Here is a 14709-nt window from a genome sequence, read left to right on the forward strand (position 1 = left end):
CTTGGAATAGCTTAGCAGCTTACCTACCTCTACGGCAGACCTCCGGTCTCGAACACTGTCGCGGCTGTTTCCGTTCAACTAGACCGTCCCGACGTGTCATTCTCGCTCCGATCTGGAATTACCTCGCCAATTGATCCGCCCATCATGCTTCTAACAAGCGAGAGCCTGTCTCAGAAAAAAACCGGGCAATCGGAAAAACATAACCGATTCCGTTTGTGGGGGCTGGTGTTGGGGTTGGCAGTATCGGCAAGCCAGAAATGCAACAAGGGCCTGTAAACCGAAGTTTACAAGCCCTTGTTTTGTTTGGTCGGAATGGCGGGATTCGAACTCGCGACCCCTTGCACCCCATGCAAGTGCGCTACCAGGCTGCGCTACATTCCGAGGAAGGGCGATTATAGCCGCACCTTGTTAGTCTGCCTACCCCTTTCGCTCAGTTTTGCAGTTGGCCGTTATTTACGGCGCCGATTGGCTCGTTGAGCCAATCCAGCAAAGCCTGAAGCTCCTCCCGGATGGAGGTTGCAGGGTTGGCGGCTTCTTCACCGGCATGAGCAAGCTGGTTGCGTGCGCCGCTGATGGTGAAACCTTGTTCGTAAAGCAGCGAGCGGATACGCCGCACCAGCAGCACTTCGTGGTGCTGGTAGTAGCGGCGATTGCCACGCCGTTTTACCGGCTTGAGTTGGGTGAATTCCTGCTCCCAATAGCGCAAGACGTGCGGCTTGACGCCGCACAAGTCGCTCACTTCACCGATGGTGAAGTAGCGCTTGGCCGGGATGGAGGGCAGTTCACTGGTTGGAATGACGTTGCTGTTGCTTTGCATAGTGCAGTTCAACAAGTCCCTTCAGTTTCTGGCTGGCATGAAACGTCACCACACGACGTGCAGAGATAGGAATCTCTTCGCCGGTCTTGGGGTTGCGACCAGGCCGTTGCGGCTTGTCGCGCAGCTGGAAATTGCCAAAACCGGACAGTTTGACGACGTCCCCTTCTTCAAGGGAGGTACGGATTTCTTCAAAAAACGCCTCGACCATATCTTTGGCTTCGCGTTTGTTCAGGCCAACCTTGTCAAACAGCAAATCGGCGAGGTCTGCTTTGGTAAGCGTCATTGTTGTTATCTCAAAAACTTATGTGAGTCGGCACAGGGCGTGCACATCAAAAAAAGAAACGGGTTACGCGCGCAATGTCGCACCACAAGCGTGCGCGGCAGCAATCAGCGCAGCCACGGCAGCTTCGACTTCCTCGTCGGTCAGAGTCTTCTGAGTATCTTGCAACAACACTTTGAATGCAAGGCTCTTTTTCCCTTCCGGGACACCCTTGCCACGGTAGATATCAAAGAGTTCGATACTGGTTACCAAAGGTTGCGCGGCGCTTGCAAAAGCGTTTTGCAGGCTTGCAAGTGACTGGCTTTCATCGACCACCAACGCAAGGTCACGGCGCACCGCTTGCAGGCGGTTTACCGCTTTGGCGCGAACCGGAGTGACTGCCAGTAAAGGCGCAACGTCCAGTTCAAACACTACCGGCGCTTGCACCAGGTCATAGCCTTGAACCCACTGCGGATGCAGTTCACCCACCCAACCGACCACAATGCCATCAACGATGATATCGGCAGAGCGGCCCGGATGCAGGGCGCTGTGGCTGGCACGGCGGAATTCTGCCACGCGCGGTGCAATCAGTGCTTCCACGTGGGCTTTGACGTCAAAGAAATCCACCGTCGCCTTGGGCGTAGCCCATTGCTCTGGATCACGCGTACCCCAGGCAAGACCAGCCACTTTTTCTGGCTGGGCCCGATCCGACACGCCATGGAACACACGGCCCAGTTCAAACAGGCGCACGCGTTCGGCCTTGCGGTTCAGATTGTATTGCAACGCGCTGATCAGACCGCCCAGCAAAGACGAACGCATGACGCTCATCTGGCTGGCGATCGGGTTGATCAGTTTGACGGCGGCATTGTTGCCTGCCAGTTCTTGCTCCCACTTCTCTTCCACAAAGGAATAGGTGATGGCTTCCTGGTAGCCGGCAGCCACCAGAATGCGTTTGAGCGCGAACTTGTCGCGGGCATTGCCGGGCTGCGGCAGCATGGCAATGCGGCTACCCGCCGGGTTTACCGGGATATTGTCGTAACCGTATACACGGGCGACTTCTTCGATCAGGTCTTCTTCGATTTCGATATCGAAACGGAAGCTTGGCGGGGTCACCGTAATGACATCGCCATCAAGTTCGGCAGACAGGCCCAAACGTTGCAGCAGCGAAAGCACATCGGCCGCTGGCAAATCGAGGCCCAGTACGCGTGCCACGCGCGACACGCGCAATGCCACGGGCTTGCGGGCTGGCAGCGTGGTGGTGGTTTCAACCACGGGGCCGACCTGGCCACCGCAGATATCCACCAGCAGGCGGGTGGCACGTTCCAGCGCTTCACGGGCATGGCCAAAGTCCACCCCACGCTCGAACCGGTGGCTAGCATCAGAGGAGAAACCCAGACGGCGAGCCTTGCCAGCGATATCGGCCGGCGCAAAGAACGCGGACTCCAGGAAAATATCGTTGGAGTTGTCGTCGATCTCGGAATTGGCACCACCCATGATGCCAGCCAGCGCCACCGGGCGGACGCCATCGGTGATCACCAGCATGTCGGCGGTCAGTTCCAGCTCTTTGCCATTCAGAAGCGTGAGTTTTTCGCCGTCCCGGGCAAAGCGCACCAGGATGCCGCCTTGCAGCTTGTTGGCATCAAACGCGTGCATCGGCTGGCCTTGTTCGAGCATCACGTAATTGGTGATGTCGACTACAGCAGAGATACTGCGAATGCCGGAGCGCTCCAGGCGTTGCTTCATCCAGTCCGGCGTGGCGACCTGGCGATTGATATTGCGCACAACACGACCGGCGTAACGCGAGCAGGCTGCGCCGGCTTCCAGCTTGATGCTGATGGCATCGTCAATCGTCGGTGCGACCGCAGCAATGGCTATCGGGTGCTGTTCAGCGCCGGTCAGCGCAGCCACTTCACGCGCAATACCACGGATCGACAGACAATCAGCACGGTTCGGCGTGAGCTTGAGCGTGAGCAGCGTGTCGTCCAGATTCAGGTATTCGCGCAGCGACACGCCCACCGGGGCATCGGCTGGCAGAATCAGCAAACCATTGGATTCTTCGCTAATACCCAGTTCTTTGGCCGAACACAGCATGCCGCTGGATTCAACACCCCGGACCTTGGCTTGCTTGATCTTGAAGTCGCCGGGCAGCACGGCGCCGACGCGCGCGCACGGCACGCGAACGCCTGCGGCCACGTTGGGTGCGCCACAAACGATCTGGATCGGCTCGGCTTCACCCACGTTGACGGTACAGACGTTCAGGCGATCGGCGTTTTCATGTTTGGTGACTGTGAGCACTTCGGCCACGATCACTTGCGTAAATGCCGGAGCAGCCGGATCGGCTTCTTCTACTTCCAGCCCGGCCATCGTCAACAGATGCGCCAGCGCTTCGGATTCGAGCTTGGGGTTAACCCAGCTACGCAACCACTGTTCAGAGAATTTCATGGTATTCGCCCTGACTTATTTGAATTGCTGCAGGAAAGCGAGATCGTTCTCGAAGAAAAGCCGCAGATCGTTCACGCCGTAATAGAGCATGGCAAAGCGATCAAGGCCAAAACCAAAGGCAAAACCGGTGTAGGTCTCGGGGTCGATGCCTACGTTGCGCAGCACATTCGGGTGCACCATGCCGCAACCGCCGATTTCCAGCCAGCCGCGTTCGCCCAGCACGTCGACTTCGGCCGACGGTTCGGTAAACGGGAAGAACGAGGGACGGAACCGCACTTGCAGATCGTCACGCTCAAAGAAATTGCGCAGCCAATCGGTAATCACCGCTTTCAGATCGGCAAACGACACGCCCTCTTCCACCCACAGGCCTTCCATCTGGTGGAACATGGGGGAGTGAGTGGCATCCGAATCCACGCGGTACACGCGACCTGGCGCGACGATCTTGATCGGCGGCTTGTTATCGAGCATGTAGCGCACTTGGATGGGCGAGGTGTGCGTGCGCAGGACCAGCGGCTCGGCAGCGGTCGAACCTTCTACGTAGAAGGTGTCCTGCATGGCGCGGGCCGGGTGGTCTTTGGGAATATTGAGTGCTTCAAAATTGTGGAAATCGTTTTCGATTTCCGGGCCATCGGCCACGGCAAAGCCCAGCGAAGCAAACAGGGTTTCCATGCGATGCTGCACCAGGGTCACAGGGTGCAGGCCGCCCTGACCGTGTGCACGGCCGGGCAAAGTGATGTCGAGCGCTTCCGATGCCAGCTGGCGGGCCAGCTTTTCCTGGGCAAGCGCTTCACGACGGGAATTCAGGGTGGCTTCAAACGCCTGGCGGGCTTGGTTGACGGTGGCACCGAAGGTTTTTTTCTCTTCCGGCGGCAGCGTGGCCAGTTGTTTGAGCAGCGCGGTGATCGCGCCTTCTTTGCCTACATATTTGGCTTTTACGTTTTCCAGTGCGGCGGCTTCACTGGTTGCATTCAGTTCGGCGAGGCCTTGCGCAAGAAGGGCTTGTACGTCCATATCGAATGTCGCGCGTATCGCGCGCTCCTGCCTGGAAATCAACAATTCTTCGGTCGTGTCCTGATGACTCAAGACCCGGAAACCAATAAAAAAGGGAGGCCGGGAAGCCTCCCTGATCTTGCTCACTGCGTTGATACGCCGCCGTTATTGCACGGCGCTCATTGCAATCAGGCTGCGAGGCTAGCCTTGGCGGTTTCAACAAACTTGGCAAAAGCCGGCTTGTCGAACACAGCCAGATCGGCCAGAACCTTGCGGTCAACTTCAATACCGGCCTTCTTCAGACCGTTCATGAACTTGCTGTAAGCCAGACCCAGTTCACGGGATGCAGCGTTGATACGCGCAATCCACAACTGACGGAACTGACGCTTCTTCTGACGGCGGTCACGGTAGGCGTATTGGCCGGCCTTCATTACCGCTTGCTTGGCAATGCGGTATACGTTCTTGCGACGGCCGCGATAGCCCTTCGCCAGATTCAGGATTTTCTTGTGACGAGCACGGGCGGTTACACCACGTTTAACGCGAGGCATGGTTCTTCTCCTTTAGTTACGCGTAGGGCAACATCGCACGTACGTGACCCATGTTGGTCGAATCGACCATGCAGGTGCCGCGCAGTTGACGCTTGTTCTTGGTGGTTTTCTTGGTCAGGATGTGACGCTTGAACGCTTTAGAGCGCTTCACGCCACCGCCACCAAGGACTTTCAGGCGCTTGGCAGCGCCGCTTTTGGTTTTCATCTTGGGCATTTGTATGCTCTCCAAGTATGTTTAGATCCGGTGAAAGGCGCCCTCTTGCAAGGGACTTTGAGCCCGCCACCACGCTTTTATTGCGGCTGCTTGTTCTGGCCTTTGGTTGCCCATTGCCCAGAACATCAGCGGGGGCAGCCGCACCCCCGCTTGAAACTATCTCACCGATACCAGCCGACGAAGCTTATTTCTTCTTCGGGGCCAGCATCATGACCATCTGGCGACCTTCCAGGCGGGGGAATTGTTCTACCACCGCCAATTCCACCAGATCGGCTTCAAGGCGCTTTAACTGCGCCATACCGATTTCCTGGTGAGCCATTTCACGGCCACGGAAACGCAATGTAATCTTGGCCTTGTCGCCTTCGTTCAAGAAACGCACCAGGCTCTTGAGCTTGACCTGGTAGTCGTTCTCGTCCGTACCGGGACGCAGCTTGATTTCCTTGACCTGGATCTGCTTCTGCTTGAGTTTGGCCGCGTGATCTTTCTTGGACTTCTCGTACTTGTACTTGCCGTAGTCCATGATGCGGCAAACCGGCGGCGTCGCATTGGGCGCAATTTCAACCAGGTCCAGTTCCGCTTCTTCAGCCTTGGCCAGAGCGTCGTACAAACTGATCACGCCCAGTTGTTCACCCTGGGCATCCTGCAAACGCACTTCGCGCGCGGTAATCTCGCCGTTGATCCGCGGCTCCTTATCTTGAGCAGCTATCTTGAATTCTCCAAATCATCCAAAAACAAAACCGTGCGAACGGTCATGGGTGTTGCCTCATGCAATCTGACCGGGTCAAGTTGACCCGATTCAGGATTACAACAATTCGGTTTTGAGGCGCTCTACCAGCGCATCAACCGTCATTTGTCCGAGGTCTTCACCACTGCGACTACGCACGGCCACCAAGCCACCAGCTTTTTCCTTGTCGCCAACAATCAGTTGATACGGCAAGCGCTGCAAGCTATGTTCGCGAATTTTATAGGTTATTTTCTCGTTTCTCAAGTCCGCCTGTACACGGAAACCTGCTTGAGTGAGCTTTTGGACCACTTCAGCCGCATAATCGGCCTGGTGTTCCGAGATATTCATGACGACCAACTGCGTCGGGGCCAGCCACAAGGGGAAGGAACCGGCGAAGTTTTCGATCAGAATACCGAGGAAACGCTCCATCGAACCGACGATGGCACGGTGCAGCATGATCGGCTTTTGCCGGCTGTTATCTTCCGCAACGTATTCCGGACCCAGGCGCTCTGGCAGGACAAAGTCCAGCTGCAGCGTACCGCATTGCCAGGAACGACCAATGGCATCCTTGATGTGGTATTCGATCTTCGGGCCATAGAACGCGCCCTCTCCGGGCAACTCTTCCCATTCCACACCGCAGGCGCGCAGTGCTTCACGCATGCCTTGCTCGGCCTTGTCCCAGCCCTCTTCGCTACCTGCGCGCTTTTCGGGGCGCAGCGCAAGCTTGATGGAGACGTCGTTAAAGCCCATGTCTTCGTACACGCTCATGGCGAGCGCGTGGAACGACTTGGCTTCTTCAATGTACTGACCTTCGGTACAGAAGATGTGCGCATCATCTTGCGTGAAGCCACGCACGCGCATCAGGCCATGCAGCGAGCCGGAAGGCTCGTTGCGGTGACAGGCACCGAACTCGGCCAGACGCAATGGCAGATCACGATAGGAGCGCAGATCGCTATTGAAAATCTGTACGTGGCCTGGGCAGTTCATCGGCTTCACAGCGTAGGTACGCTTTTCCGATTCCGTAATAAACATGTTTTCCTGGTAGTTTTCCCAGTGGCCTGAGCGCTCCCACAAAACACGGTCCATCACTTGCGGCGTGCGCACTTCCTGGTAGCCGGCCTTGATCAGGCGGCGACGCATGTATTGTTCAACCGATTGCCACAGCTGCCAGCCCTTGGGGTGCCAGAACACCATGCCCGGCGCTTCTTCTTGCATGTGAAAGAGGTCCAGCGCCTTGCCGATCTTGCGGTGGTCGCGCTTCTCTGCCTCTTCCAGGCGATGCAGGTAGGCTTCAAGGTCTTCTTTCTTTGCCCAGGCCGTGCCGTAAACACGGGTCAGCATCTCGTTCTTCGAGTCGCCACGCCAGTAGGCACCGGCAACCTTCATCAGCTTGAATACCTTCAGCTTGCCCGTGGACGGCACGTGCGGGCCACGGCACAAATCCGTGAAATCGCCTTCGCGGTACAGGCTCAGCGTCTGGTCAGCGGGGATGGATTCAATGATCTCGGCTTTGTATTTCTCGCCAATACCCTTGAAGTAAGCCACTGCGTCATCGCGCGAGAGTTCATAGCGCTCGACCGGGATATCTTGCCTGGCCAGTTCTGCCATTTTCTTTTCAATGGCCGCCAGGTCTTCTGGCGTAAACGGACGGGAGTAACTGAAGTCGTAATAAAAACCGTCTTCAATGACCGGACCGATGGTGACCTGGGCTTCCGGAAACAGCGATTTGACCGCATAGGCCAGCAAGTGGGCCGTGGAGTGGCGGATAACCTCAAGGCCATCTGCGTCTTTGTCGGTGACGATGGCAAGATTCACGTCATGATCGATCACGAAGCTGGTGTCGACGAGTTTGCCGTCCACCTTGCCTGCCAGCGCAGCGCGGGCCAGACCGGCGCCGATACTGCCAGCGACACCGGCAACGGAGACCGGCGCGTCGAATTGTCGTTTGGAACCATCAGGAAGCGTAATCGAGATCATGATCTTGTCGCCTTGAAATCGGGTGTTTCAGTCAATCCGGCGGACTGGATGTGTCCTGCCGAAGGAACCGCTTTGCGAGCGGCAAAAAAAAAGTGCGGGCAGCGCCGCACTTTTTTATAAAACCAAAGCCATAGCACGGCTACCGCGTTTATTTACCGGTAGTCGTGGTAGTTCGAAACATGGCTTGATTTCCTTTACTGAATTCGTTGGTAGGCACGATTGGACTCGAACCAACGACCCCCACCATGTCAAGGTGGTGCTCTAACCAGCTGAGCTACGTGCCTGTCGAAGGAACGCAATAATAGCGACAAGCCAACGGGTCCGCAAGCCCTTTTTGTGAAAAACGGTGCAAATACCCGTAATAAGAAAAACCAGGTTTTACCTGACAAGAATCTGAAGCGCTTGTTTGATCCTGATACAAACCGCCGCTCCGTAATCTTCTGATCATGCCCGTTCAAGCTGACCGCACTTCATCAATAGTCACTCAACGGGTTTACCAACATGAAACAGAACTCATCCCGGAACACCGGCTTACTGGCAACGACCCTTTTCGCACTTCTCCTTGCTGCGTGTGGGGGTGGGGGCGGAAGCGATACAAGCGCTACAACACCGACTTCTCAAACCGCATTTGCCGGCCAGGGCGTTTACAGCGGCACCACCAGCAACGGTGCCCAAAGTTTCATTTCCATCTTCCTCGAAAACGGAGACGCTTGGGGAATCTACACCGGAACAAGTTTCGGTCTCATGCAGGGGCATGGCGCGCAGGCAGACGCAAACGGTACGTTTGTCGTCAGTAACGGGATCGACTTCAACCTGGGGAATCGTGCGCTTCCGTTGCAGAATCTTTCTGCGACATTTATCCCGAAATCTACCGTCAACGGCACTGCGACCTATCAAAACAGCAGCTTGGGCTCTGTCAACTTCAGCGGCGCTTACCAGACCATGTACGACACGCCAGCGACGCTCTCCTCAATCGCGGGCAGTTATCAAGGCGCGGGCGGCACGCTCACCGACTCTGATGAGTTCTCCATTACCGTCGATCCGTCCGGAAAAATCTCTGCAATCGGCCAATATGGCTGTCTGATTCAAGGTTCGATCCAGCCAAGACCGTCTGGAAAAAATATCTTTGATGTTACGGTCAGGTTTGATAGCCGGAGCTGTGGCCGAAGTGACAGCGCCACCGGGATTGCCCTGGTCAATAATGGTGCCTTGATTGTGGCGGCAACAACGCCGGGGAGAACCGACGCACTGGTTGGCGTAGGTCTCAAACGGTAACGCCTTCTGCCAATGACAAAAAAGGCTCCCGAAGGAGCCTTTTTTACAATCCGGGTTTACGCCAGAAATAGCGCCAGACAAACCCTGGCCAGGCCATCACGATAAACAACGCAGCGGTGGCCACATAAAACCACCAGTGCTGCGGTTGTACGCTGGTGACCCGCGCCTCCAGCACCCGGGCGATCAGACCGACCCCCAGATACAGCACTACCAGCTCCAGCAAACGCCAGCCGAAATTCATCTTGAGTGCCGCAGGCGGAATGAAGAACCCTACCCGATCGCTCAGAAATGGCAAATTGGCGGCCAGAACCGCCAATCCGCAAAGGAGGATGATCTCCAGCATCTGTGCTTAGGCCGGCAGCAAGGAATGCGCGACGGCGGCAGAGATAACGTACAGCAGACGATCCGGTGCCAAGCCAATCAAAATCAGCAACAGGCAGTTGAGCGACAGGACGACACGGGTATCAATACCAGCAACGAGCGGGCTCTTGTCTTCGGCATCGTCAAAGTACATGACCTTGACTACACGCAGGTAATAGAAGGCACCAATCACCGACATCAGCACACCGTAGATGGCCAGCCAGGTCAGGCCCATGTTCACCACCGCTTCCAGCACGGCCAGCTTGGCAAAGAAGCCGATGAACACCGGGATACCCGCCATGGAGAACATCACGAACAGCATCATCAGCGCAAACCATGGGCTGCGCTGGTTCAGGCCCTTGAAGTCTTCAATACGATCCGCTTCGAAGCCTTCACGCGACAACAGCATCACCACACCGAAGCCGGCGGCAGTGGTCAGCATATAGGTCACGGCGTAGAAGAAAGCGGCGGCATAACCGACCGGTGTGCCCACCAGGATACCCAGCAACAGGAAACCCATGTGCGAGATGGTGGAGTACGCAAACATCCGCTTGATATTGGTCTGGGCGATGGCGGAAAGGTTACCCACAGCCAGCGAGAGCACGGCCATCAGCACCAGCATGTAGCGCCAGTCTTGCACATAGGCTTCAAGGCCTTGGGCAAGAATGCGGATCACAAAGGCGAAAGCGGCGATCTTCGGCGCGGAGCCAATCAATTGGGCGATCGGCGTCGGTGCACCTTCGTACACGTCCGGCACCCACATATGGAATGGCACGGCACCCAGCTTGAAACCAATACCGGTGACGATAAACACCAGACCGAAGATGACCAGCAGATGATTGACTTCACCACTCATGATGCGCTGGGCAATGATCAGCAGATCAAGGCTGTGCGTGCCGCCGTAGACCATGGACATGCCGTACAGCAGCATGCCGGAAGCCAGCGCGCCCAGAATGAAGTACTTCATGGCGGCTTCAGTGGCGTGCACATTGTCGCGACGCAGACCCACCAACGCATACAGCGACAGCGACAACAGTTCCAGACCGACGTACAGCGTGACGAAGTTGAGCGAGGAGCTCATCACCATCATGCCCAGCAACGCAAACAGCGTCAGGCTGAACAACTCGCCTTTGTAGATACCGCGGGACTCTGCGTAGGTGCGGCCATAAATGAGCACCAGCGCAACACCCAGCACCATACCGATCTTGGCGACGCCCGCGATCGGGTCAGCCACAAACATGCCGCTGAATGCCAGTTGCGAGGGTTGGGCCAGGCTATTGACCAGCAGACAGGCTGTCACAGCCAGTGCCACCAGGGTCAGCAGATAGGTGAAGTGACGTTTGGCGTCGGTGATAAAAAGATCGATCAGCAAAATGACTGACACAGCCACCAGGAGAAAGATCTCCGGTGCGGCAGCCCATGCGTTAAGACTGGTCCAGGTCATGCTCTAAACCCTTATATATTCGTCAGTGCTATTAGTGTGGCTGCTTATTGCGGCAACTGGGGTGTTGGCAGCTTGGACTGCGAAACATGCCAGATCAGGTCGTTCACAGATTGATGCATCAGATCCGTAAACATCTTGGGGTACAGACCCATGCCCAGCACGGTCACGGCCAGAACCACCAGGATCAGCAGTTCACGCTTGTTCACGTCTTTGAGTTCGGCCACATGATGGTTGGCAACATCACCAAAAATCACGCGCTTGTACATCCACAGGGTATAAGCAGCGCCGAAGACCAGTGTGGTGGCGGCGAAGAAGGCGAACCAGAAGTTAACCTGGATTGCACCCAGCACCACAAAGAACTCGCCCACGAAACCGGAGGTTGCCGGCAGGCCAGAGTTGGCCATGGCAAACAACATCATGAAGGCGGCAAAAATCGGCATCTTGTTCACAACACCGCCGTAGTCGGCGATCTTGCGGCTGTGCACACGGTCGTACATCACACCAATGCAGAAGAACATGGCGGCGGATACAAAACCGTGGGAGATCATCTGCACGATGGCACCCTCAACCGCAAACTGGTTGAGTTGCGTGCCGCCAGCGAACATGAAGAAGCCCAGGGTCACAAAACCCATGTGCGAGATGGACGAATACGCCACCAGCTTTTTCATGTCGGTCTGCACCAGCGCAACCATACCGATGTAGACCACGGCGATCAGCGAGAACAGCACGAACACCCAGGCGTATTCGCGGCAGGCATCCGGCAGGATCGGCAGGGCAAACCGCAGGAAACCGTAGGCACCCAACTTCAGGGTAATGGCCGCCAACACCATGGAACCACCCGTCGGCGCTTCCACGTGGGCATCCGGCAACCAGGTGTGTACCGGCCACATCGGCACCTTCACCGCAAACGCGAAGAAGAAGGCGATCAGCAGCAGGGTTTGCGCGGTCATGGTCAGCGGAACGCGCGCAAAGTCTGCAATGGCAAAGGAGCCTTGGGTCTGACCGTACAGGTAGATAAAGGCCACCAGTGTCAGCAGCGAGCCGAGCAAGGTGTAGAGGAAGAACTTGATCGACGCGTACACGCGGTTCGGACCACCCCAGATCCCGATGATCAGGTACATCGGGATCAGCATGGCTTCGAAGAACACGTAGAACAGGATGGCGTCTTGCGCAGCAAACGCGCCATTGATCAGGCCGGACATGATCAGGAACGCGGCCATGTACTGGGCCACGCGCTTCTCAATGACCTGCCAGCCCGCCAGCACCACCATCAGGGTGGTGAACGAGTTCAGGATCACGAACCATACGGACAGGCCATCGACGCCCAGCGCATAGTTGATGTTGAACGTTGCAATCCAGGGTTTGAACTCGGTGAATTGCATGCCACCGTTGTACGTGTCGAAACCGGTGTAAAGCGGAATCGAAACTGCAAACCCCAGCAGCGCGCCGATCAGGGCCAGCCAGCGCGCGGCTGGTGCCTTGTCATCGCCCCCGGTTGCCAGCACCACCACGCCCGCCAGAATCGGCAGCCAGATCGTGAGGCTCAGAAGATTACCCGTCATAGTCTACCTGCTTGTTTTAATTACTCTGAACTACTCGTATATCAACCGGATCAGTGAGCCAGCGCCTGTAGCGGCAGGGTCAGCCAGATCGTGATCAACACCAGTGCGCCAATAATCATGGCAAACGCATAGTGGTAGATGTAACCGGTCTGAACCCGGCGAACCAGGAATGCAAACCAGCCAGTGACCTTCGCCAGACCGTTGACCACAAGGCCATCGATCAAGAGCGCGTCACCCACCTTCCACAGCAGCGTGCCAATGGCACGGCCAGCAGCGGCAAAGACGTTGATGAACAGGAAATCCATGTAGTACTTGTTTTCGAGCAGCTTGTTCACGCCGATCGAAGTGAAGAACTTTTCGCAAGCGGCGGGCAGTTCCGGCTTGACCATGTAGAACACGTAAGACAGCACCACACCGGCAATCGCCAGCCACACCGGCAAGCCAGCAAAGGCATGCACTGCCATGGCAGCCCAGCCGTGGAACTCGTGCGTCAGCTCTTCCATGGCCGGGTGTGCTTCGGTATTCACAAACAGCACGCCCTTGAAGAAGTCACCGAACAGCATCGGTTCGATGGCGATGGCACCGATGATCACCGACGGAATCGCCAGCAGGATCAGCGGCAAAGTCACCACCCACGGGGACTCGTGCGGCTTGTCGTTCGGACCCAGACCATGGTGTTCGCCATGATCATCGTGATCGTCATGATGGTCGTGGCCGTGCCCCTTCTGCATCCAGCGTTCCTTGCCGTGGAAGACGAGGAAGTACATGCGGAAGGAGTAGAACGCGGTTACAAACACACCAGCCACCACAGCGAAGTAGGCAAAACCAGCGCCCGGCAGGTGGGAGGCCTTCACGGCATCAATGATCGAATCTTTGGAGTAGAAACCGGCGAAGAACGGCGTGCCAATCAAAGCCAGCGAACCAATCAGCGAGGTAATCCAGGTGATCGGCATGTACTTGCGCAGGCCACCCATGTTGCGGATGTCCTGGTCGTGGTGCATGCCCATGATCACGGAACCAGCGCCAAGGAACAGCAGCGCCTTGAAGAACGCATGGGTCATCAGGTGGAACAGGGCCACGGAGTAAGCCGATGCGCCCAGCGCAACGGTCATGTAACCCAGTTGCGACAGCGTGGAGTACGCCACCACGCGCTTGATGTCGTTCTGGATGATGCCGAGGAAACCCATGAACAGCGCGGTAATCGCACCGATCACCATCACAAAGTTCAGCGCGGTATCCGACAGCTCAAACAGCGGGGACATGCGGCTGACCATGAAGATACCAGCCGTCACCATCGTCGCAGCGTGGATCAGGGCGGAGATCGGGGTCGGGCCTTCCATGGAATCCGGCAGCCAGACATGCAGCGGGAACTGAGCCGACTTACCCATGGCACCGATGAACAGCAAGATGCAGGTGAGGGTCATCAGCGACCAGGTATGGCCGGAGATGATGCTGACCGTTTCATTCTGCAGCGACGGCGCTTTGGCAAACACGGCGGCGTAGTCCAGCGAGCCGAAGTGGAACAGCACCAGACCGATCCCCAGGAGGAAACCAAAGTCACCCACACGGTTCACCAGGAACGCTTTCAGGTTGGCGAAAATGGCGGTAGGACGCTTGAACCAGAAACCGATCAGCAGGTACGAGACCAGACCCACTGCTTCCCAGCCAAAGAACAGCTGGACGAAGTTGTTGCTCATCACGAGCATCAGCATCGAGAAGGTAAACAGCGAGATGTAGCTGAAGAAGCGGTTGTAACCTGGGTCTTCTTCCATGTAGCCAATGGTGTACACGTGCACCATCAGCGATACGAAGGTCACCACGCACATCATCATGGCGGTGAGTTTGTCCACCAGGAAACCGACGTTGAAGTCGATGCCGTTGATGGTCATCCAGGTGTAAACGGTACCGTTGAAGCTTTCGCCACCGTTGATGAGGTTATTGAGCGTCCAGGCAGAGAGCGCAAACGCCACGGCTACACCCGCGATGGTGACGGTATGCGCCACCTTGCGGCTGATCGCCCAGCCAAACAGGCCTGCCACCAGAGCACCGAACAGCGGCGCCAGTGGAATCAGCAGGTAAATTGTTTTGATATCCATT

The 14709-nt window shown here is 56.6% G+C and carries 13 protein-coding genes and 2 tRNA genes; 1 reads left to right on the forward strand and 14 read right to left on the reverse strand.

The genetic code is table 11. The features are described 5' to 3' along the window. Window positions 1–304 precede the first annotated feature (304 nt). From HNQ50_RS16440 to HNQ50_RS16485, 10 genes are all read right to left on the reverse strand, one after another. Window positions 305–381: transfer RNA gene (locus tag HNQ50_RS16440), tRNA-Pro, on the reverse strand. A 49-nt stretch (window positions 382–430) separates the two neighbouring features. Then, a complete protein-coding gene (locus tag HNQ50_RS16445) occupies window positions 431–817 on the reverse strand; it encodes a MerR family transcriptional regulator (protein WP_184102292.1) in 387 nt (128 codons plus the stop codon). Then, a complete protein-coding gene (locus HNQ50_RS16450) occupies window positions 783–1100 on the reverse strand; it encodes an integration host factor subunit alpha (RefSeq protein ID WP_184102293.1) in 318 nt (105 codons plus the stop codon). The genes HNQ50_RS16445 and HNQ50_RS16450 overlap by 35 nt, the downstream gene beginning before the upstream one ends. A gap of 63 nt (window positions 1101–1163) precedes the next feature. Beyond that, a complete protein-coding gene (pheT, locus tag HNQ50_RS16455) occupies window positions 1164–3518 on the reverse strand; it encodes a phenylalanine--tRNA ligase subunit beta (RefSeq protein WP_184102294.1) in 2355 nt (784 codons plus the stop codon). A 15-nt stretch (window positions 3519–3533) separates the two neighbouring features. Beyond that, window positions 3534–4529: a phenylalanine--tRNA ligase subunit alpha gene (gene pheS / locus HNQ50_RS16460; protein WP_184102386.1), complete on the reverse strand. Its 996-nt coding sequence runs from the start codon at window positions 4527–4529 to the stop codon at window positions 3534–3536. Window positions 4530–4696: 167 nt separating this feature from the next. Beyond that, the gene (gene rplT / locus HNQ50_RS16465; protein ID WP_184102295.1) at window positions 4697–5056 is read right to left on the reverse strand and encodes a 50S ribosomal protein L20; all 360 of its coding nucleotides are present in this window, start codon (window positions 5054–5056) and stop codon (window positions 4697–4699) included. A 16-nt stretch (window positions 5057–5072) separates the two neighbouring features. Continuing rightward, window positions 5073–5270, reverse strand: a complete 198-nt coding sequence (rpmI, locus tag HNQ50_RS16470) for a 50S ribosomal protein L35 (RefSeq protein WP_184102296.1) — start codon at window positions 5268–5270, stop codon at window positions 5073–5075. Window positions 5271–5454: 184 nt separating this feature from the next. Further along, window positions 5455–5976 (reverse strand): translation initiation factor IF-3, encoded by a 522-nt coding sequence (gene infC, locus HNQ50_RS16475; protein WP_184102387.1) that lies wholly within the window; start codon window positions 5974–5976, stop codon window positions 5455–5457. Between the two features lie 96 nt (window positions 5977–6072). Next, complete coding sequence (thrS, locus tag HNQ50_RS16480; protein ID WP_184102297.1) at window positions 6073–7971, reverse strand: threonine--tRNA ligase; 1899 nt, start codon at window positions 7969–7971, stop codon at window positions 6073–6075. 207 nt (window positions 7972–8178) lie between these two features. Then, a tRNA-Val gene (locus HNQ50_RS16485) sits at window positions 8179–8255 on the reverse strand. 217 nt (window positions 8256–8472) lie between these two features. On the opposite strand from HNQ50_RS16485, the gene HNQ50_RS16490 reads away from it, so the two are divergent. Continuing rightward, window positions 8473–9246: a hypothetical protein gene (locus HNQ50_RS16490; protein WP_184102298.1), complete on the forward strand. Its 774-nt coding sequence runs from the start codon at window positions 8473–8475 to the stop codon at window positions 9244–9246. 43 nt (window positions 9247–9289) lie between these two features. Here the strand turns inward: HNQ50_RS16490 and HNQ50_RS16495 are convergent, their stop codons facing one another. The 4 genes from HNQ50_RS16495 to nuoL are packed head-to-tail and all read right to left on the reverse strand — an operon-like array spanning window position 9290 to window position 14708. Further along, entirely contained in the window at window positions 9290–9589 is a 300-nt protein-coding gene (locus HNQ50_RS16495) for a DUF2818 family protein (protein ID WP_184102299.1), read from the reverse strand. Window positions 9590–9595: 6 nt separating this feature from the next. Beyond that, window positions 9596–11050, reverse strand: a complete 1455-nt coding sequence (nuoN, locus tag HNQ50_RS16500) for an NADH-quinone oxidoreductase subunit NuoN (protein WP_184102300.1) — start codon at window positions 11048–11050, stop codon at window positions 9596–9598. A gap of 44 nt (window positions 11051–11094) precedes the next feature. Beyond that, on the reverse strand, window positions 11095–12612 hold the full coding sequence (locus HNQ50_RS16505; RefSeq protein ID WP_184102301.1) for an NADH-quinone oxidoreductase subunit M: 1518 nt from the start codon (window positions 12610–12612) through the stop codon (window positions 11095–11097). Between the two features lie 50 nt (window positions 12613–12662). Beyond that, window positions 12663–14708, reverse strand: a complete 2046-nt coding sequence (nuoL, locus tag HNQ50_RS16510; RefSeq protein ID WP_184102302.1) for an NADH-quinone oxidoreductase subunit L — start codon at window positions 14706–14708, stop codon at window positions 12663–12665. Window position 14709: the final 1 nt, after the last annotated feature.

The sequence above is a fragment of the Silvimonas terrae genome, assembly GCF_014202765.1.
Taxonomy (GTDB): domain Bacteria; phylum Pseudomonadota; class Gammaproteobacteria; order Burkholderiales; family Chitinibacteraceae; genus Silvimonas; species Silvimonas terrae.

Bases quoted from the DNA above. Each gene is read 5' to 3' on its own strand.
- HNQ50_RS16445 (WP_184102292.1), bottom strand. From the start codon at position 817: ATGCAAAGCAACAGCAACGTCATTCCAACCAGTGAACTGCCCTCCATC.
- HNQ50_RS16450 (WP_184102293.1), bottom strand. From the start codon at position 1,100: ATGACGCTTACCAAAGCAGACCTCGCCGATTTGCTGTTTGACAAGGTT.
- pheT (WP_184102294.1), bottom strand. From the start codon at position 3,518: ATGAAATTCTCTGAACAGTGGTTGCGTAGCTGGGTTAACCCCAAGCTC.
- pheS (WP_184102386.1), bottom strand. From the start codon at position 4,529: ATGGACGTACAAGCCCTTCTTGCGCAAGGCCTCGCCGAACTGAATGCA.
- rplT (WP_184102295.1), bottom strand. From the start codon at position 5,056: ATGCCTCGCGTTAAACGTGGTGTAACCGCCCGTGCTCGTCACAAGAAA.
- rpmI (WP_184102296.1), bottom strand. From the start codon at position 5,270: ATGCCCAAGATGAAAACCAAAAGCGGCGCTGCCAAGCGCCTGAAAGTC.
- thrS (WP_184102297.1), bottom strand. From the start codon at position 7,971: ATGATCTCGATTACGCTTCCTGATGGTTCCAAACGACAATTCGACGCG.
- HNQ50_RS16490 (WP_184102298.1), top strand. From the start codon at position 8,473: ATGAAACAGAACTCATCCCGGAACACCGGCTTACTGGCAACGACCCTT.
- HNQ50_RS16495 (WP_184102299.1), bottom strand. From the start codon at position 9,589: ATGCTGGAGATCATCCTCCTTTGCGGATTGGCGGTTCTGGCCGCCAAT.
- nuoN (WP_184102300.1), bottom strand. From the start codon at position 11,050: ATGACCTGGACCAGTCTTAACGCATGGGCTGCCGCACCGGAGATCTTT.
- HNQ50_RS16505 (WP_184102301.1), bottom strand. From the start codon at position 12,612: ATGACGGGTAATCTTCTGAGCCTCACGATCTGGCTGCCGATTCTGGCG.
- nuoL (WP_184102302.1), bottom strand. From the start codon at position 14,708: ATGGATATCAAAACAATTTACCTGCTGATTCCACTGGCGCCGCTGTTC.